Source organism: Providencia sp. PROV024 (assembly GCF_032709665.1).
GTDB classification, from domain to species: Bacteria; Pseudomonadota; Gammaproteobacteria; order Enterobacterales; family Enterobacteriaceae; genus Providencia; species Providencia huashanensis.
This window is the reverse complement of record NZ_CP120545.1, coordinates 1,963,769-1,983,611: the sequence shown is the minus strand read 5'-3', so window position 1 is coordinate 1,983,611 and position 19,843 is coordinate 1,963,769. Positions and strand designations below refer to the sequence as shown.

At 36.4% G+C, this 19,843-nt stretch carries 21 protein-coding genes; 7 read left to right on the top strand and 14 right to left on the bottom strand.

All coding sequences use genetic code 11. From position 1 onward, the window contains the following. Window positions 1–2 precede the first annotated feature (2 nt). Window positions 3–191 (bottom strand): stationary-phase-induced ribosome-associated protein, encoded by a 189-nt coding sequence (sra, locus tag P3L56_RS09165; RefSeq protein WP_048607043.1) that lies wholly within the window; start codon window positions 189–191, stop codon window positions 3–5. A gap of 306 nt (window positions 192–497) precedes the next feature. Here sra and P3L56_RS09160 point away from each other — a divergent pair, with 306 nt between their 5' ends. Then, window positions 498–1,142, top strand: coding sequence for a glutathione S-transferase family protein (locus P3L56_RS09160; RefSeq protein WP_210832067.1), 645 nt, complete (start codon window positions 498–500; stop codon window positions 1,140–1,142). 43 nt (window positions 1,143–1,185) lie between these two features. Here P3L56_RS09160 and P3L56_RS09155 read toward each other — a convergent pair whose 3' ends face one another. Further along, the gene (locus P3L56_RS09155) at window positions 1,186–1,536 is read right to left on the bottom strand and encodes a hypothetical protein (protein WP_208292456.1); all 351 of its coding nucleotides are present in this window, start codon (window positions 1,534–1,536) and stop codon (window positions 1,186–1,188) included. 413 nt (window positions 1,537–1,949) lie between these two features. Between P3L56_RS09155 and P3L56_RS09150 the strand changes: the two genes are divergently transcribed. The 3 genes from P3L56_RS09150 (at window position 1,950) to catA (ending at window position 4,045) form a co-directional block, all read left to right on the top strand. Beyond that, window positions 1,950–2,645 carry an aspartate/glutamate racemase family protein gene (locus P3L56_RS09150; protein WP_042843987.1) on the top strand — a complete coding sequence of 232 codons (696 nt, stop codon included), beginning with the start codon at window positions 1,950–1,952 and terminating at the stop codon, window positions 2,643–2,645. 316 nt (window positions 2,646–2,961) lie between these two features. Next, window positions 2,962–3,210 carry a helix-turn-helix transcriptional regulator gene (locus tag P3L56_RS09145; RefSeq protein ID WP_166684877.1) on the top strand — a complete coding sequence of 83 codons (249 nt, stop codon included), beginning with the start codon at window positions 2,962–2,964 and terminating at the stop codon, window positions 3,208–3,210. Window positions 3,211–3,403: 193 nt separating this feature from the next. Then, window positions 3,404–4,045 carry a type A chloramphenicol O-acetyltransferase gene (catA, locus tag P3L56_RS09140; protein WP_129465843.1) on the top strand — a complete coding sequence of 214 codons (642 nt, stop codon included), beginning with the start codon at window positions 3,404–3,406 and terminating at the stop codon, window positions 4,043–4,045. Window positions 4,046–4,130: 85 nt separating this feature from the next. Here the strand turns inward: catA and P3L56_RS09135 are convergent, their stop codons facing one another. Beyond that, a complete protein-coding gene (locus P3L56_RS09135; RefSeq protein ID WP_164975491.1) occupies window positions 4,131–4,271 on the bottom strand; it encodes a hypothetical protein in 141 nt (46 codons plus the stop codon). Window positions 4,272–4,553: 282 nt separating this feature from the next. Further along, window positions 4,554–4,790 carry a YgdI/YgdR family lipoprotein gene (locus P3L56_RS09130; RefSeq protein WP_272686008.1) on the bottom strand — a complete coding sequence of 79 codons (237 nt, stop codon included), beginning with the start codon at window positions 4,788–4,790 and terminating at the stop codon, window positions 4,554–4,556. Between the two features lie 878 nt (window positions 4,791–5,668). Between P3L56_RS09130 and ttcA the strand changes: the two genes are divergently transcribed. Continuing rightward, window positions 5,669–6,583, top strand: coding sequence for a tRNA 2-thiocytidine(32) synthetase TtcA (gene ttcA, locus P3L56_RS09125; RefSeq protein WP_042843992.1), 915 nt, complete (start codon window positions 5,669–5,671; stop codon window positions 6,581–6,583). A gap of 258 nt (window positions 6,584–6,841) precedes the next feature. Here ttcA and zntB read toward each other — a convergent pair whose 3' ends face one another. After that, window positions 6,842–7,825, bottom strand: a complete 984-nt coding sequence (gene zntB / locus P3L56_RS09120; RefSeq protein WP_272686009.1) for a zinc transporter ZntB — start codon at window positions 7,823–7,825, stop codon at window positions 6,842–6,844. A gap of 346 nt (window positions 7,826–8,171) precedes the next feature. Beyond that, window positions 8,172–9,794 (bottom strand): ABC transporter substrate-binding protein, encoded by a 1,623-nt coding sequence (locus tag P3L56_RS09115; RefSeq protein ID WP_198861331.1) that lies wholly within the window; start codon window positions 9,792–9,794, stop codon window positions 8,172–8,174. A gap of 661 nt (window positions 9,795–10,455) precedes the next feature. Between P3L56_RS09115 and tpx the strand changes: the two genes are divergently transcribed. Then, window positions 10,456–10,959 (top strand): thiol peroxidase, encoded by a 504-nt coding sequence (tpx, locus tag P3L56_RS09110; protein WP_042843995.1) that lies wholly within the window; start codon window positions 10,456–10,458, stop codon window positions 10,957–10,959. A gap of 79 nt (window positions 10,960–11,038) precedes the next feature. Here the strand turns inward: tpx and P3L56_RS09105 are convergent, their stop codons facing one another. The 8 genes from P3L56_RS09105 to pspA form a co-directional block, all read right to left on the bottom strand. Next, a complete protein-coding gene (locus P3L56_RS09105; RefSeq protein ID WP_042843996.1) occupies window positions 11,039–11,413 on the bottom strand; it encodes a hypothetical protein in 375 nt (124 codons plus the stop codon). Window positions 11,414–11,632: 219 nt separating this feature from the next. After that, the gene (locus P3L56_RS09100; RefSeq protein ID WP_042843997.1) at window positions 11,633–12,061 is read right to left on the bottom strand and encodes a hypothetical protein; all 429 of its coding nucleotides are present in this window, start codon (window positions 12,059–12,061) and stop codon (window positions 11,633–11,635) included. Window positions 12,062–12,066: 5 nt separating this feature from the next. After that, window positions 12,067–13,626 (bottom strand): transcriptional regulator TyrR, encoded by a 1,560-nt coding sequence (tyrR, locus tag P3L56_RS09095; RefSeq protein WP_042843998.1) that lies wholly within the window; start codon window positions 13,624–13,626, stop codon window positions 12,067–12,069. A gap of 240 nt (window positions 13,627–13,866) precedes the next feature. Continuing rightward, entirely contained in the window at window positions 13,867–14,922 is a 1,056-nt protein-coding gene (locus P3L56_RS09090) for a YcjF family protein (RefSeq protein WP_042843999.1), read from the bottom strand. Next, window positions 14,919–16,316, bottom strand: a complete 1,398-nt coding sequence (locus P3L56_RS09085; protein WP_198861330.1) for a YcjX family protein — start codon at window positions 16,314–16,316, stop codon at window positions 14,919–14,921. The genes P3L56_RS09090 and P3L56_RS09085 overlap by 4 nt, the downstream gene beginning before the upstream one ends. Before the next feature lie 367 nt (window positions 16,317–16,683). Beyond that, window positions 16,684–17,040, bottom strand: a complete 357-nt coding sequence (gene pspC / locus P3L56_RS09080; protein WP_042844002.1) for an envelope stress response membrane protein PspC — start codon at window positions 17,038–17,040, stop codon at window positions 16,684–16,686. Next, window positions 17,040–17,270, bottom strand: a complete 231-nt coding sequence (gene pspB / locus P3L56_RS09075; RefSeq protein ID WP_042844003.1) for an envelope stress response membrane protein PspB — start codon at window positions 17,268–17,270, stop codon at window positions 17,040–17,042. The genes pspC and pspB overlap by 1 nt, the downstream gene beginning before the upstream one ends. Window positions 17,271–17,350: 80 nt before the next feature. Continuing rightward, the gene (gene pspA / locus P3L56_RS09070; RefSeq protein ID WP_042844004.1) at window positions 17,351–18,016 is read right to left on the bottom strand and encodes a phage shock protein PspA; all 666 of its coding nucleotides are present in this window, start codon (window positions 18,014–18,016) and stop codon (window positions 17,351–17,353) included. Between the two features lie 267 nt (window positions 18,017–18,283). Here pspA and pspF point away from each other — a divergent pair, with 267 nt between their 5' ends. After that, entirely contained in the window at window positions 18,284–19,294 is a 1,011-nt protein-coding gene (gene pspF, locus P3L56_RS09065; protein WP_210831745.1) for a phage shock protein operon transcriptional activator, read from the top strand. Window positions 19,295–19,843: the final 549 nt, after the last annotated feature.

Below are 19,843 nucleotides of genomic sequence, written 5' to 3'. Positions count from 1 at the left end.
AATTAACCGACTACATATTCAGGGTAAAAAACGGTAATTGAATGATATGTTTTCTTTTCTGTTGCTTTGTTTTTTTGGACTGCTACAGCAATATTATCTTTAGAACCAATAGACACTCGAATATTCTTCTTAGAACGGCTCAATTTGTAAGGCATACCTAATAAACGACGTGCGCTATTATTACTAACCATTATCGACTCCTTAAACTACTAAATTAAAATTCATTAAAAAAATGAATATCAACAAATATAGTCATCGTTGACCACAAAGGTTTTTTTTGTTTTGTATCAATAACAAAACCAACTACAACTCAATTAGTATACCATTAATATAAATATATATAATCCAGTTATTCTTATTAGTTCACTCCCGTAACTACAGCTGGGTTTTATTTCAATCACCGTAGGCGGGGTTACCGCAATAACTATAAAAATACAATTGCATAACATAACTATCTATGTTAGTTGAATATTATTATTTTTAAGGGGCTAGATAAAATGTTAAAGATATTAGGTCGAACATCCTCAATTAATGTTCGTAAAGTGTTATGGACAGCACACGAACTGAACCTTGAATTTATTCATGAAGACCAATGGGGAAATACAGAATCTCTAAAACAACTAAACTACTTAAAACTAAACCCTAATGCACTCATTCCAGTATTAATTCATGACCAAGGAGCATTATGGGAAAGCAATACAATATGTCGCTATTTAGCAGCAACAACCCAACATGGGAATATATTACCAACAGACCCTCTTGCTAGAGCCGAAGTTGAAAAATGGATGGATTGGCAAAGCGCTGAACTAAACCCTGCTTGGCGAGCCGCTTTCATGGCCCTAATTAGAAGAGACCCCTTCTATTTACAACACTATGAGCTAGTAGAATCCAGTATTGTTTTATGGAACGAAAAGATGCTAATACTGGATTCTGTTTTAGCACAAAATAAGACCACAAAAAACCACTACGACTACCTATGCGGGGAGTATTTTACCCTGGCAGATATTGTTGTAACACTGTCTATTCAGCGTTGGCTACTAACACCTTTAAATCGACCGAACACTCCATTTTTAATCGATTATTATCATAGAATGATAAACCGCCCAGCAGCATTAAAATGTATCGACCCAAACACCGCCTAGCATTGCCTTATAACAAGCTACTGACAGCAATAAATACAAATAGCTACGGTAACGACTCTAACGGAGATGCTGGGCTAGAACATTTGTCATGCCAAATTTGGTTGACCTGTTCTGGCAACAGTATTTCATGACCGCCATCAACAAATGGAATGGAAATATCCATTCGACCTTCATCATTCGTATACGCTTTAACGATAAAACGTTTAAATCCGTCAGGCTTATCATTTTTATACCGATAAACTTCCCCACATACATAACCAACCTTACCTTTATCGGCAGTATAACGAGCGAAGTGATATTCTATATTTCTAAACTCAGCGGCTTGCGGGTATGCCAAAACATCATTAACATTCTTTTTGACTTGCTCAACTAAACTTAATTGGGTTGGCTTCATATATAGTGCCCCTAATAGAAAAGCAGCACCAAAAATAAGTATCGCAATGATTATTTTAAAAAAATTCATTTGATGGTCGCCATTACCTTACCAATATTATGCATGTGATTTCATTTATGATAATAACTGTATATCATTTAAAATCCATCTTTAAAACGTAAATATTGTTAACTTAGCTCATTTTATTTGATTTTTATTACATCAACAGCCAAAGACCATGCAATAAGTAATGTTTAAATGAAATTAATACCATACATAAGCCAAATATAAAAACAGATTAAACTTAGGTTTAAGACCATGCATATTTTTATATAAGTAAAAAACAGTCATCTTTATAATGCTATCGCATTGTGATTATTGATAAAATATTAGTATAGTTAAAACTAAAACTGTCAGTTATACGGAGCCCCACAATGAAAACAATTGGACTTATTGGTGGTATGAGCTGGGAATCTACTCTGCTTTATTATCAACAACTTAATGAAGGCATTAAACAACATTTAGGTGGCTTACATTCTGCAAAAATTATTTTATATAGTGTAGATTTCGCCGAGATAGAACACTACCAAGCCAATGGTCAATGGGATTTGGCAGCTCAATGCTTAGCTGAGGCAGGGAATCGTTTAAAGCTTGCAGGCGCTGATTTCCTTGTTCTATGTACGAATACAATGCATAAAGTTGCCACGGCAATTGAAATGGAAACTAACCTCCCTCTACTACATATTGCTGATGCAACAGGTGAGCGGATAGTACAATATGGTTTAAAAAAAATAGGGTTACTGGGAACTTCGTTTACTATGGAGCAACCTTTCTATAAAGATAGGCTAACAAATAAATTTAATTTAGACGTATTAACACCTAATCTTAATGATAGAAAAATTATTCATGAGATTATTTATAATGAGCTTTGTTTAGGGAAAATAAACCAAGCATCAAAAAAAGAATACCAACGGGTTATGTCATCATTAGTACAACAAGGAGCCGAAGGGATTATTTTCGGATGTACTGAAATTACATTATTAGTTAATGAAAAAGATACCACAGCCAAAGTATTTGATACGACAGCTATCCATGCTCAAAAAGCGGTGGAAATCGCATTATCTATTTGATTATCAGGCTAACAATAGATACTGCCTTCAATAGCATTAGAAGGTAGTATCTACTAATTAAATCTAATCTATTCAGCATACTTATTAGTGTAATAATCATAATTTATCATTCATCATGATACATCCTACTAATTTCAAACATATAGCACATATAAAATATCATTAAATTTTGATAGCTAAACTATTCAAATTAAATTAGTTTAAATTAACATTGCTTATTAATAACTTTAATCTTTCATTTTACAGATTATTACCCATTGAATATTAATTTTCATCTACGATAATCACTAAAAAACTCACTGAAAAAATGGCTATTATGAAGAAAAACAAAGTTGGTAACATCGTATTAGGTAATTTTATTAAGGAAAAACGTCTAGAAAGTCAATTAACGACAAAGCAAGTAGCAGAACTGATTTCTGTTTCTGAACGCGTCTATATAAAATATGAGGATGGCTCCCTATCTATATTTATAGACCACCTTGTATTACTTTCTAAGGTATTCAAGGTTGATCTTAAGGTGCTGTTTGATATTTATATTGATGCAGAACCATCTTCTAAATTATAGTATTACCTTTATGATTGTACACTAAGGACGCTCTTATTTAGATTATGTCACATTTAACTCGACAAGATATAACTATTCAGTAAAATATTAATCTATTATAACCATTATACAAGGGGCTATCATAATGTTACTAAAAGCAGAAAAACTCCCCTTCTAATAAAAAATTTCCATTTATTATTAGAAGGGTTTAAAAGTGAATTACATAAAATTTAACGTTGATACATGGCAACGTAAAGAGCACTTCCATGTATACGACCAACTTATAAACTGTGGTTTTAGTTTAACAACGAAGATAAATATCACCAATTTAAAAAAGCAAATAGATTCAACAAATTATAGTTTTTACCCAGTTATTATTTATTTGCTATCACAAGTGGCAAATACCTACGATGAGTTTAAATTAGCCAAAAAAAATGGTGAGCTTATTTTATGGGATAAAATTAACCCAAGCTTTACAATTTTCCACCAAGAAACTGAAACATTTTCTGCTTTATGGTGCGAGTATTCTGATGATATTTGCCAATTTATGGAGAATTATCATCAACAGTTGATATTGTACAAAGATAACCCCAAATTATCTCCTCAGCCAATACAAGCTGACAATCTCTTTTATATATCATCTTTGCCATGGGTAGAATTTGATAGCTTTAATTTGAATATCTCTGATATAACAAAAAATTTCGCCCCAATTTTTACTATAGGGAAATTTTACAGTGAGAACGATACATTATTACTTCCACTAGCAGTACAAGTACATCATGCTGTCTGTGATGGTTTTCATGTTGGTAGGTTTCTCATGAGATTACAAAAACTGTGTGATGAATTCACTATTTAGTTCTATTTAACCAGTCAGAAGGAAGTTAAACCCTCCTTCTTTCCAGATAAACACAAGCGATAACTATTAATATAGTGCAGAATTTTTACCCTATAAATAGCCAACTGATAAATACCACATCACCTATAGCCCCACTTTGAACGATATATTCTACTGGGGTGACCACCATTTTTATGGTATTTGCTATAGTATATGAAATCAACTCCATCGGGTTTATTGTAGGCATGTTTCCTCCATTTTTATCTAGGTTAATCACTTGTTTATTAGTATTCAATCAGATAAAAACTATAAATTTTTCTATTCCATTTTTACTTAACCACACCAACTTCTATCTTAGTTGTACCATCATATCCCTTCTAGCGACAGTATTGTACTTTGGAGGTTTCAATTACCTATCCGAACAAATAAAAAACCTCTACATAAAGAGGTTTTTTATCACATCAATGACCTAGCTAAAGTACATCGATGAATGCGATTAAATTAACACCAAAACAATATATGAACTTAATTAATTTTGTAACTCATTCATATTTTTTATTTGGTCTCTGTTTATCTGCTCAATCTCACCCGTTTCAGCATTTTTATAGGAAACCAGTCCTGTTTCGCTATCCACTTCAGGTTTTCCATCTGAAATAATAGCCCGGCCGTCAACAGTCTCTATTTTTTGATTTGATGAACACCCTGCGATACCCATCACTGATATAGAGGCGAATATAAAAATGGCAAATAACTTTTTAATTCTCATATCTATCTCCTAATTCAGTTAATAACAACGCCTACATATATTAAATATAATATATAAGTCGAAACTTTCAAGTAAATAGATTAAAGCATCAATATTAAAATTAGGTTTATTAACTTTTTATTTACCAGAAAAATACCATAACTTATTGATAATTAACAAAAAAACAAAATCAAAAACAATCATCAACTTACACTATTACTCATTATATTTACAAATATAACGGTAACTTTATAAAAAACAAAATTAATCACCAAATTAAAATCATAATATTAATCACGCGTTATTAATTAACACTACAGGGCATTTTTTGTCACCCCTCTATAAAAATAGAAATATTAATAGCGGTATATTTAATAACTCAAATCTAATATAAGCTAATTTTGACTCTGTTTACGTAACTCAAATATTTTTAGAAAAAATCGCTCATTTAATATAATGAACTCAAAAAATTAAACAAAGTTAACTAGCTGTACGATAGTATTAACCCTACATTTTTAGCTCTACCATTTTAGATTGGACTTCGACTCATCAATTAGAGCTTACCCATTATTTTTCAAGTTAATGTACCTCCTCAAGTTGCTTGCCAAACTATCACACTAGTCAAGAAGCAAGACACATAATAAAGCTTTTTTACTAATTAGTATCGAAAGCCCCCAACCATCTGCTATCATTACAGGCTAAGAAATTTCTATGCTAGGAATGTTTTTTAGTTTTGTGTCTGTTAGCTATTTATTTCTAATCTTGGGACTTGGTTTTTTTGATTTTTTCAGGCAAAAATAACCGAAAAGTGACACCCAACCATGAACATCACAAAGCTAAAAAACAATTAATTTACAGCTAATTGCGTAACAACCAGCAACAATGAAGAATAATTTAGAATGACAAACAATAAAGAACAATACAACTTAAACAAGCTGCAAAAAAGGATCCGCCGTGATGTCGGCCAAGCGATCGCTGATTTCAATATGATTGAGGATGGTGACCGGATAATGGTTTGTTTATCCGGTGGCAAGGACAGTTATACCTTACTTTCCATTCTACAAAGCTTGCAAAAAAGTGCACCAATCCAATTTTCATTGGTGGCTGTAAACTTAGACCAAAAGCAACCGGGTTTTCCTGAACATATTTTACCCGCCTATCTTGACAACCTTGGCGTTGAATACAAAATTGTTGAAGAAAATACCTATGGCATTGTTAAAGAAAAAATTCCGGAAGGCAAAACAACCTGCTCCCTATGCTCCCGTTTACGTCGTGGGATCTTATACCGCACAGCCACAGAATTAGGCGCGACAAAAATAGCGCTTGGTCATCATCGTGATGATATTTTGCAAACCATGTTCTTAAATATGTTTTACGGTGGTAAATTAAAGGGTATGCCACCTAAACTAATGAGCGATGACGGAAAACATATCGTTATTCGCCCTCTGGCTTATTGCCGTGAAAAAGACATTGAGCGTTTCGCACAAGCTAAACAATTTCCCATCATTCCTTGTAACCTTTGCGGTTCACAGCCAAACCTGCAACGGCAAGTGATCAAAGAAATGTTACGTGATTGGGATAAACGCTACCCTGGTAGAATTGAAACCATGTTCCGTGCCACCCAAAATGTTGTTCCATCTCATTTATGTGATACCGAGCTTTTTGATTTCAAAAATATTTCTCACGGCGATGACATCATCGATGGTGGAGATTTAGCATTTGATCGAGAAGAAATCCCACTGCAAGCTTTTACTGATGAAGATGATACCCCAGATTTTATTACACAACGTCTTGATATCGTAGAAGTGAAATAATTAACCTATAGCCTCCATAACGGAGGTTATTTTTTGTCGGATTTTAAGCAAAAAAAAAAGCCGATGTAATCAACATCGGCATTACAGTGGTCAATTATTCTGTATAAGAACTCAATATGAGAAAAACTACAATTATGGAGCACAACGTTCATCGCTCAACGTTGCATTCACCTGCAGGACTTATACTGCCCTAAAACCCCATTGGTTTTATTGATTTATCTCAAACTAGGTTGGGTTATAAATAATAAGTCATCAATTTTAGAGCCAACGGCTTTTTCTCAACCACCATAAGACCGTTCCAATTAAGATCGCCAATAAAACACAAAAGGCGCTAAAAGCAAAACGGAACTCATTTCCTGGTATCCCGCCTAAATTAACACCAAACAACCCTGTCAAAAAAGTAGTGGGTAAAAATATCATCGCCATTAATGACATTGTATAGATACGACGATTCATCATCTCTGTCATCATATTAGTTATCTCATCAGAAATAATCGCGGTACGAGCGATAAAACCATCGAGATCTTCAATACAGCGCCCTAATCTATCTGATATTTCTTGAATTCGACGACGGTCGGTATCATCTAACCACAGTAATTTTTCAGTCGTTAAACGTGAAAACATATCCCGCTGAGGAGCCATGTAACGGCGAACTACAATGATCTGCTTGCGAAGTAAAGCAAGCTCCCCTCTTTCCGGAATTTGGCTATTTAATATAAAATCTTCCATATCAATTAGGCGTTCATGCAGAGAGTCAGTAAAATCACTTATTTCATCCGTAATCGAATCAGCAACCTCAACTAACCAATCTCCCGTACTTTGTGCGCCCACGCTTTGTTTTAAATCATCGATAACAGGGTCAAGTGAATTAACTTTTCGGTGGCGACTTGAAATTATCATCCGGTTGTTAATGAATACACGAAAAGCAATTAACTGCTCAGGACGCTGACCGACATTAGTATTTAAGGTTTGCAGTGTTAATAAAATACCATCACCAACCCGGATCAACCGCCAACGACCAGAATGACCTGATAGCGCTGATTTTACTTGGTCATTAAATAAACCCGATTGTTGGATCCAATTAAAACTTTGTGGGTCTTTATAATCGTAATGAAGCCAAAATGGCGATTGCTGACTGGCACTCGCATTAACATCAAGTGGCAGCAGCCCACCGTCCCCATTTAACTGAAACGCATGTACAGGATTTGAGTTTTGAAATAATGAACCATAAATCAGCCCCATGCAATTTCTCCCTTTTATTAACAATATATTATTTTTAATCGAATAAATGAAGTATTGCAATTATTTCAAGGCGATGTTTGAAATCAAAAGCGCAGAACAATAAAAACCCATAGAAGACAAATAGACCATGATAAATAGTAAAATATCGCCATTTTTGCTAAAAAAAGACACATCGTTGACACAAACGAGCAATAAAATAACTTATAAATTTTTTATTATAAAAAGGTAGTGTTTATTCCTTTTTGGTCCTCCTTCCCTTTCTCCAGAGGAAGGAGTTTTTTTAGATACTAACTTAAAAAATTAGCCTATACCTAGTACAGGCTAAGTAAATATTTAATATGTTACGTTAGTGTTTTATGATATAAAAACTATGGCTATAGGCCACATCCTCTGGGTTTTCAATCGGATACCCCTTTAACCAAGGCTTAATTAAACGTGCATTAGTATATTGATAGATAGGAGCAATAGGTGCCTCTTTAGCAATAATTTTTTCCGCGTTATTATAATATTGGTTACGTAATCGCTCATTGGTCTCAATACTGGCGGACCCCATAACGTCATCATATTGCTGGCTATTAAATTTTGGAATATTGCCACTATGTTGTGATGTTAATAAAGACAAAAATGTCGACGGCTCATTAAAATCCCCAATCCATGATGCCCTGATAACATCAAAGTTCCCAGTATTACGGCTATCAATATATGTTTTCCACTCCTGATTAACTAACTTAACTTCAGCACCTAATTTTTTCTTCCACATAGAAGCAATAGCAATGGCTATTTTTTGATGGTTTTCTGAACTATTATACAATAATGTTAATTTCAACGGGCGATTTGTACCAAACCCAGCTTCTTGCAACAAAACTTTCGCTTGCTGGTCTAATTCTTTTTGCGAGTAGCTGTTATATAAGCCTTTCTCTGGTTTAAACCCGTCAGTAACATCTGGAGTAAAATAATAAGCCGGCTTTTCTCCTGTCCCTAATACCTTGCTCGCAATTAATTGGCGGTCAATCGCCATAGACAACGCTTTTCTGACCCTAACATCACTCGTTGGCGCACGTTGTGTATTAAAAGCGTAATAATAAGTCCCTAATTGATCTGGTGTAAAAACCTCATTAGGAATATCCCTTAACAATTTTTGATAGCGTTGCTTGGGGAATGATTCTGTAATGTCTAAATCCCCAGCTAGATAACGGTTTGTTGCATGAGATTCTTGATTAATAGGTACAAAAGTCACCTTAGTAACCACCGTATTTTTATGATCCCAATAATTTGTATTTGGCGTTAAAACAATTTTTTCATTTACAACACGGTCAGATAATACAAATGCACCATTACCAACGAGATTTCCTACTTTTATCCAATTAGCACCAAATTTCTCAACGGTTTCGCGATGTACTGGAAATAAACTAAAATTAGCAGTAAGAGATGGAAAATACGGGACTGGTTTATTTAACACAATTTTTAACGTGTGTTGATCAACTGCCTCCACACCAAGTTGCTCGACAGGCAATTCCCCATCAATAATATCTTGTGCATTGTTGATACCAGCTAATGCAGCAAACCAAGCAAAAGGGGACGTCGTATTAGGCGAAACAAGCCGTTGCCAGCTATAAACAAAATCTTGTGCTGTCACCGGTTCACCATTAGACCAGCGTGCATCAGGACGAAGATTAAATATCCAAACTCGGTTATCCGATGTACTCCAATTAAGCGCAGTTCCAGGAATAGGTTTGCCATGCTTATCTTGGTTAACTAGACCTTCAAAAAGATCTCGCATGACTTGTGCTTCTGTTAACCCTACGGATTTCACTGGGTCCAAAGAAGCTGGTTCATCTTTAAGGTGGCGAGTCACTTCCTGATTTTCAGCTAAAACAGTCCCCGCAGGAATAACTGCACTAATAGCAGGTGTAGTAAAAAAAACTGAAGCAAATAAAATAGTTAAAGGTGTGAATGGACGTTTATGCATTTTATTTTCTATCTGGTTAATATGTAAATTTAACTAAAAATCAGATTTAGCTAAGTGATTTGAATAGAGACAGAGTATGAACAATATTAATCTGTTGAGCCCCCTCTTTATTCACAATTTTTCCTTTATGCAGCATATGCTTTGAGCTTTAAAAAATCCATATCCTAGGTTTTCTTTAGCGTATTGTAAGCTTAAATAGATCTGAGCCTTGGAGCGCGTCGCTATCCCAAAATTTTATGAGTCGCTGCGTCCAATAAAATAACATTAAAGATCATGATATTTTATCCTATAAATTATAGGTTGCTAAAGAAATGGATACAGGCTAACGAGCTTTTGTTACACTCAACAGAGTACTTTGAAAAAGGTATGATAAAAAATGTGGGCATTAACAAGGCTTAACAGTTATATAATCATCCGACGTGATACCTTAATAAGAAACTTAATTTATCGTTATGTCGCCGTGTTAATGAGTCACTTGCCCCACACACAACTTAAGGTATACAGTAAGTCAATGTAGGCAGCAGTATAAATTTTGGTCATTAATAGAGTATAAAACTCAACACTGTGTCACTTTATCTATGAAAGCCTTTAATCGCGAAGACTTTTCTTTAAAAAACAGATTAAGTAACCAGTGACTCAATTTATAAACGGGAGAATATTCATGTCGCAAACAGTTAAACTAAAAGGCAATGATGTTGCAGTTAATGGCGTATTTTTACAAGCAGGAACAAAAGCAAAGCCTTTTACCCTTGTTACGAAAGATCTCAGTGAAGCAACTTTAGAAACGTATGCAGGCAAACGTAAAATCTTAAATATTTTTCCAAGTGTTGATACCGGTGTTTGTGCGGCATCAGTTCGCAAGTTCAATCAACTGGCTAGTGCTTTAGATAACACAGTGGTTCTATGCATTTCAGCCGATTTACCATTTGCACAAGCTCGTTTTTGTGGTGCAGAAGGTATAGACAATGTTGTTATGCTATCCGCTTTTCGTAGTGATTCTTTCGCTGATGATTATGGTGTTGCTCTCGCAAGTGGCCCTTTAAAAGGCCTCACCGCTCGCTCTGTTGTCGTTTTAGATGAAAATGACAATGTTATTTATAGTCAATTAGTACCAGAAATCACTGAAGAACCTGACTATGACGATGCTTTAAACAGTTTAAAATAAGTGATTTAATATTATTTAGGTCACCACCAAGCGGGAAGGTTTATTTCCCGCTTTCACCTTGCTGCAACAAAATATCAAGTCAATCAACATGTGCCCAATAGAGTGGGTGATGGTTCTTCGCATTAACGACATTCGCAAACAATTTATTACCGCTCATGAGTGAAATCAATGTGTGCGATAACGTGCTTAATACTTTTAATGCTTGCTCCTGTGTCACAGGGCAACACGATGTCAAAATATCGATAATTAAATCGCGGGGTTTATAACCATTTTTTACTAAGGCTTCCCACGTAAAACGGTTTTTTTTGGTTAAATATTTCACAGCCGCTTTATTCATTAAATACAATTCAGCAGCCGATGCCGCAGACTCAAACATATCATTTTTATAATGAGACTGACTCATGTATTCACGCAACTTAAGGTTTACAACAAAATTAATGGTGAATTGATCCATGGCGACTCCTTGTAGGCTTTAACCTATTGAATGAGATTAGGTACCCATAAACAGCTGCTATATTTATTATATAGCAGGAAAAATCACCAATTAGCAATAGTATTAGTCGGGTTTTGCCCGTTTGAAATCTAAATATGAGTGGTTAAACAGAAAAATAAGCATTCAGCAAGACAAGCGCGTTTTATCGCCTCCCCGCCGAATGGTTAATAAAGAAATGAATTAATCAAGGTGTTTAGTAATTTCTAGTGATGTCCCATCACTATTTTGCCTAAATTGTAGGTGAGTTTCCCCACCTTCGAATTCCTGTTCAATTTTTAAGTTCTGACCACCATTCCAACGGTAGCGAATAGCAACACACCCTTCAGATGGACATGGCATATCCATATCTGTTTTTATCATTAGCTTTTTAGTTAAGAATTGTTGCCCATCAACCAACCCTACTCGGTAGTGTTGATAGGCTTCTAGGATTGAATCACCCGTAAAATAGCATTTAGTCAACGCACCATTTTCATAGATTTCATCCATAGTTTGCACAGTATCTTGGCAATATTGGTTTAGCTCATTATTTGGTATCGATGTTTCCGCCATCATTGGTGTACTCACTCCAACCAATATTGCAGCTAATATGAATGTTAATCTTTTACTCATTGTATTTAATCTTGCTCTTTTTTGGTATTGAGGCCATATTCTCTCAGCTTATTGGCAATTGCTGTATGAGAAATATCCAAACGTTTTGCTAATTTGCGCGTACTTGGATAATCACGGTATAAACGTGACAACACAGAAGCTTCATAACGCTTCGTTATTTCATCTAGAGAACCATTAAGTGAATCTAACGCCAGAGCAGGTGTGTTCGCAACAGTTGGCAGTTGGACGTTATCTGCATCTAAAATATGGCCATCTAATTGCGTTAAACTTTGATAAAGTGCATTTCTTAACTGCCTTACATTGCCCGGCCAGTCATAACTTCCCAAATACTCAATTAATGAAGGCGTTAATTTAGGTTCAGCCATATGTAATTCTTTCGAGAAACTCGCAACAAATGCTTTAGTCAACGGTAAAATATCTTCTTTGCGTTCACGTAATGGCGGTATAGCTAGTGTTAACACATTTAAACGGTAGTAAAGGTCTTCCCTAAATTTCTTCTCTGCGACTAGCTGAGGTAAATTTTTCTGCGTAGCGCAAATCACGCGAACATTCACTTTCACTTCCCGCTCTTCGCCAACACGCCTGAATGTCCCATCATTTAGAAAACGTAATAATTTAATTTGCATTTGAGGCGACATTTCTGCAATTTCATCAAGTAAAACAGTGCCACCATTTGCTTGTTCAAAAAAACCTTTTTTACCTTCAACTGCATTTGGATACGCCCCTGCGGCATAACCAAATAATTCACTTTCCACCACATCATCAGGCATCGAAGCACAATTTAACCCTAAGAAAGGTTCTTTCCCCCTCGCGCTATGTAAATGGCAAGCTTTCGCTAAAATATCTTTCCCTGTTCCTGTTTCACCCACAAGTAACAAGGGTTCATCAAGCATCGCTATACGTTTTGCCCGTTCAACCACATTTACCATCACAGGGCTAACAGCAATAATTTGTTCAAAGCCGCTTTTATCAATTTCAACCACTTGTTTACGCTGTTGGTCTAAAATTTCAGCCGATTTCAGCAATAACACTGCACCTGTACAATGGGATTTACCATTTTCATCAGCCAAGATAATTGGCGTGACTTGCATTAAATAGTCTCGGCCTTTAATAACGACTTTTTCTGTATAAGGCTCTGGTGATTCACGTTCAAACCAACGCAATAAACCTTGGCTACCAACGAGTTGAGAAAATGTTTTCTCACGAATTTTGGTTTCATCGTAGCCAAATAATTGTAATGTCATTGGGTTAACCAATTCGATATTTAATTTATTATCAATAGACAAAACGGGCTCTGGAAATGAATTTAATAACGCCCAAACAGCTTTATGCTCTCGTTCTGAAGGCATAAAGTAAATTCGACGTACATCAATGACACCATTAATACGGCGAATCTCTGCCATCAATGTACTAAATACCTGAAAATCTACAGGTGTGAAGTTAAGGTAAATTTTACGTTGTGGTGAAATCTCAATCCCTTTCAAGTCAATATTTTGCAGGACTAAAAGATCAAGTAATTCACGTGTTAAACCGATTCGGTCTTGGCAGGTCACTTCGAGGCGCATGGATAGAAACCTTTATCAGAAAAGTCGATTGAATAAAGGTATTTTAGCGTTAAATACTAGGGGAATACAGTGTTTGTGTCACATATTGTTGACAGCCTGTAATGTTAACGTGAATACTCAGACAATATCACTATTTTAGGCTTTTTTTTGTGTGTTGGAATAGCAATAAAACTATTAATTGACAAATAATGCTGCAGGGTGAGTCAAAACTGTCAACTCCCCCTGCCAATTATTCTCTATTTATGATTTATTTTTCTTACTGGGAATAACATTCTTTAATTGACCAATAAGTTGATGACGAAAATCAGCTAACCTTGGTTTGTCTTCAATCCAAGGCAATGGCCGGCATAGCTCCATCGCTTTGATACCAAGGCGAGCGGTTAGCAAGCCTGCACCGATACCTTGTGCGGCACGTGTCGATAAACGCGCGGTGATATCCTGTGACAGCCAATCCATACCGACCTCACGGATCAATTCAGATGCTCCAGCGAATGCAATATTGATTAACACCATACGAAACAACCTAATACGGCTATAATAGCCCAATTCTATGCCATAAATTGCAGCGATTCGGTTGATTAAACGAATGTTACGCCATGCAATGAAAGCCATATCGACAATCGCTAATGGGCTAACCGCGATCATGATTGCCGACTCTGCCGAGCAACGACTAATTTCTTTGCGTGCTTGTTCATCCAAAATAGGTTGAACCATTCTGCTGTATAATTCTACGATTTCTCGGTCATTATGAGAATCATGGATAGTTGCCTGCCAACGTTGCAGTGCGGGGTGTTGTGCCGATAATGCCGATTGTTTGGCCAGTTTTTCACAAAAAGGCTTCCCTTGCCCCATGCCATGGCTGTGTAAAAGTTCTCGCGCAAAATCCCGTTCTTGCGCCCGCTCTCTTAAGCGGTACAAGCGCCGCCATTCTCCCGCAATTGACCCTACACCGGCAATAATAATCAAGCCCCCTGCTGCCGCAGTACCTAGGGCCGTCCAATCCTGAGTAACCCATGACTGGTGTATCCAAATACCTAATTGAGCGACCACACTGACAGCAAAAACCCCCACTGCGGTTCCGACTAACTTACGCCAAAAACTTCTTTTAGGTTTTAATGCTTCGTTAATTAGGCTTTCTACCTCACCTTCTTGGTTATCTTGTTCTAATTCCAAAGAGATAGGCGTAAATTTTTCAAGCTCTTGCTCATCAAAAAAATGTGCCTTTTTCAGCTTTTCTTCATTTTCTTTTTCAAGGCTATCAGCAAAATCAAGACGTTGTTTTAGAGGTTCATTCATTTTAGTTTATCTCCCAACAGAAATTCTAGCGCGCTATCCATACGGATATGGGGCAATGGTTGGTCAATAGGTGTAAATCGTGGCCTAAAGTTTTCAAACTGGAAACCTTGCCGTTGCCAGAATTGCTCATTTGGCAGCCGTTTTGGCACTTCCCCTGGATAAAAAGTCAACGGCAAACCATCACTTAAGCGCTCGCCTTTTAAAGCGGGTAGTTTCTCGCCTTTATAATCCACAAGACCGCTTTCTGTGGCCTGTATCGACGCTAACCCAACACAATCCATGCTTATCCCTTCAAATGCGGCGTGTTGCCAAGCTTCTTGAACTAATTGTTGTAAAAGCGCCACTAAATTTGCATGTTGATCAGGGGTAACATGATCGGACTTACTGGCAGCAAACAGTAATTTATCAATACAAGGAGAAAATAAGCGTCTTAATAATGTCCGTTTCCCATATTGAAAGCTGCGCATCAATTGGGTCAGCGCCATTCTCATATCATTAAATGCATCAGCCCCACTGTTTAACGGTTGCAAGCAATCAACTAAAACAATTTGCCGATCAAAGCGTTGAAAATGCTCCCGATAAAACCCTTTTACTACGTGCTCACAATAATATTGATAACGCTGTTGTAACGCGCCAATATTCGTATTCTTACCTGCTTGGGCGAGCTTTTTCTCCCCATATTTTGCAACATTTGGCCAAGGGAAAAATTGCAACGCTGGAGCCTCAGCCAATTCCGCAGGTAATACAAAACGACCAGGCTGAATAAAATGTTGCCCTTGGGCCTTACATTCTAATAAATATTGTGTATACGCTTCTGAAATTTCAGCCAATAAATTCTCATCGACAGGCGCTAATGGGTCACATTTCTCACACAAAGTCAGCCATGATTGCGCTAAATGAGCTCGTTCCCCTTTGACTAAAGTATGCATTTGCTCTGACCAAGCCAAATAATGCAAATCCAGCATAGGAAGATCCAATAGCCATTCACCTGGGTAATCAACTATTTCCAAATATAGCGAAGAATTATCAACAAAATGGCGAAGGAAAGAATCTTCTGAACGATAATGTAATTTTAAGCGGATTTCACTCACGCCTCGAGTCGGCGTTGGCCATTGTGGAGGTTGACCATAGAGTGAAGCGATCCCTTCATCGTACGCAAAACGTGGTACCGATAAATCACGGTGAGGAACGCGTTTAACACCCAATAATCGTTTGTCCCTTGCAGCGGAAAATAATGGTAACCGGGCACCAGTATTAACATTCAATAATTGATTAACTAACGAGGTGATAAATGCCGTCTTACCACTACGGCTAAGCCCGGTTACTGCTAGCCTGACATGACGGTCAACACTCCGGTTCATCAAATCAGTTAATTCATTTTGCAGCCGTTTCATGCTCCTCCGAAGACTTATCCTTTAAATATAAATCAATTTCACCAACAACACTGGTGGTTAGATAGATAATACCCTTATTAATTTAGCATAAAACAACAAATTGAATTAGGTTAACCTCTTAATTAACGCATTTATTAGCCACTTACTGCTCAACAGCTTAATTATTTTCCCGATGACACCCGCAGGGCCATAAGTCATCAATAACAATAAAATAAATTTAACTCCTCTCTTCAATATTAGTTGTTTAGCGAATTTTTTTAATCGAGGATTGGTTTGATTTGACATACTGCGCTCACTGACACGTTGAAAACAAAAGGGATTCGGCATCAATACCTAACCCCTTATCGTGTGATGACAATGCGAAATGTTATAGATCACGAAATTTACTATTAACAGTATAAGTATCTGAAGTTACATATCTTTCAATCTGGCGTAGCTTCATTTCACCTGATTTTAACTGTGTATCTATTTGGTTTATTAGGCTACTCACTTCAGGCCCAATATCTTGCTCTGAGCGATAACCACTTGGCGCGGTTTCAACAACAAAGCACATAACAATATACAAAATTAATGTAATTCCGAAACTGACAAATAAAGCCAGTACAGCCAATGCCCTAACCAAAGCAACCGGAAGTTCCAAGTATTCTGCAATACCCGAACATACACCACCGAACACACGTCTATCCGTTAAACGGTACAGCTTACGGCCGCGAAATTGAGTCATTATTTTTGCCTCCAATTTGGGTGCTCTGCATCCAAAATGTCTTCAAGCGTTTTAATACGTTGCTGCATATGTGATGCCTGTTCAGCCAATTGCATTAAACGCTGTATTTCATTTTCGGTTAGCTGACTCCCTTGCCCATTATTCTTTTTGCTGTAGTGTAACCACAGCCAAATAGGCAAAATAAAAATGAGAAAAATTATTAATCCGAGAGACAGAAAAACGTAGCCCATCACATTTCCTTATACATATGGTTTGCTTGTCTACAGCACTGATACGATGTTACCAACGCATCAGTGCATCAAAAATACTGTTATTGCTCTTTGTTTATTTTAGCTTTAAGTGCAGCTAATTGCGCACTAATTTCATCGTCTGCTTTCAATTCAGCAAACTGTTGGTCCAGTGATTTTTGTTTGCCAATACCATAACTTTGGGCTTCGCCTTCCATATGGTCGATACGGCGTTCAAACTGTTCGAAACGCGCCATAGCTTCATCAAGCTTGCCGCTATCCAACTGACGGCGAACATTACGGCTTGATTGCGCAGCTTCCATACGAACTACCATGGACTGCTGCTTAGCACGCGTTTCCTGCAGTTTATTTTCCAATTCAGTAATTTCGCCTTTCAAACGGGCTAATGTTTCACCAACAATAATTAGCTCATGTTTTAATGTATCTACCATGTCACTAACTTTTTGTTTTTCAATCAATGCAGCACGCGCTAAATCTTCTTTATCTTTAACGAGTGCTAATTCTGCTTTTTCTTGCCAATCAGCAACTTGCTTTTCACCCATTTCAATACGGCGTTCTAGCCCTTTTTTTTCTGCTAGAGTACGTGCAGATGTTGAGCGAATTTCAACCAACATATCTTCCATTTCCTGAATCATCAGGCGGATCATTTTTTGCGGATCTTCAGCTTTGTCTAACAAAGAAGCGATGTTTGCATTAATGATATCGGCAAAACGTGAAAAAATACCCATTATTTATTTCCTCTTGATGGATTTTATCATTCTGTAGCGCCTCGACCTGATTTGGCTTCCAACCAATACCTGACGCTCCGTAAGTCATACAATTAATTCGTTATACCAAACTATTTGCGAAGAAAATATTGCAACTAGCGTGCCAACTTTAAAATTTATTTATATCCAAATGATTTTTAAGTAAATAATTATATGCTTTCCCTTTTATTTCATTTTAGCCTATAGTAAAAAATAGGCATTTTAAACCAACTATTGGTAAAAATAACCATGAAAGAGACTAATGACCCGATCCTTGGTATTTCAAGTAATTTTTTAGACGTACTAGAACAAACCTCCGACCTCGCTCAACTGAGTAAACCTATACTGGTTATTGGTGAACGAGGTACAGGTAAAGAGCTTATCGCCGATAGGCTTCATTACTTATCCCCTCGATGGCAAGAAGCTTTTATCTCTCTCAATTGCAGTGGACTCAATGAGAATTTACTGGATTCTGAATTATTCGGACATGAGGCAGGGTCTTTTACAGGCGCACAAAAACGCCATCAAGGCCGCTTTGAACGCGCTGATAAAGGGTCACTTTTTCTGGACGAATTAGCCACAGCCCCAATGTCAGTACAAGAAAAATTATTACGAGTAATTGAATATGGTGAATTAGAACGAGTGGGAGGAAGCCAATCATTACATGTTGATGTTCGTTTAATTTGTGCTACTAATGCGAATTTACCAGAACTGGCGAAACAAGGTCGATTTCGAGCAGACCTCTTAGACAGACTTGCTTTTGATGTAATCCGCATACCACCTTTGCGTGAACGCCAACCAGATATTTTACTACTAGCAGAGCATTTCGCCATTTTAATGTGTGGAGAACTAAAACGTTCACATTTTACTGGTTTTACTCATGATGCCCAACAAACACTACAACAATACCCTTGGCCTGGTAATGTACGTGAATTGAAAAATGTCATAGAGCGCTCCGTATACCGTCATGGTGACCGTGCAGAGCCTGTCAACAATATTATTTTTAACCCCTTTGGAGAGCGACTCACAGAATTACATGAGTCATTACCTGCTCAACAATCTGTGTCTCCTTCTTCCTCAACATTGCCCTCGTTACCTTGTGACTTGCGCCAATGGCAACAAACATCTGAGAAAAGGTTGTTAGAGCAAGCACTTGAAATAAGCCATTTTAACCAACGTAAAGCTGCAAAATTACTTTCATTAAGTTATGACCAACTACGTGGTTTGATTAAAAAACATCAGATTAAATTAGAGCCCTAATAATAAATAGTGTTCAAGTGACATTATGGTTATTTGAACACGGCTTTAAATTTAGACATTATTATCTTCCTTATTAACTGTATTTTTATTGCCAAATATTTCAAAAAATTGGCCTCAACCTTTATTACCTAATACGCGATAACACCTAATAATATTTAAATTTTAAATACATATATATTATTTTTTCTAAATAAAAGCAAAAAACCAAACCCCGAGTTTAAATTTAAGCATATCAATTAGATAAGGTTCAATATTTATCAACTTGCCTTAAATTAATTAATCTGCAATTATTTTCAATGAGATAAAAAATTAAGGTTATCTTAACTAAGTATTTTATACAATTTTATTGGGTAAATCTTCTCGCACAATAAGTTAATTATTAACATAATGATTATGCCAATGTTATACCCTGCATTCTTATCATTATAATTTTTTACTATTCTCAGAACACTCTTTAATAAATTAAATTATTTCTTTATTTTACAAATTGTCATATTTATCTACTGTGCGAAATGTATTTATGTGATATCTCTAGACCATAACTTTATT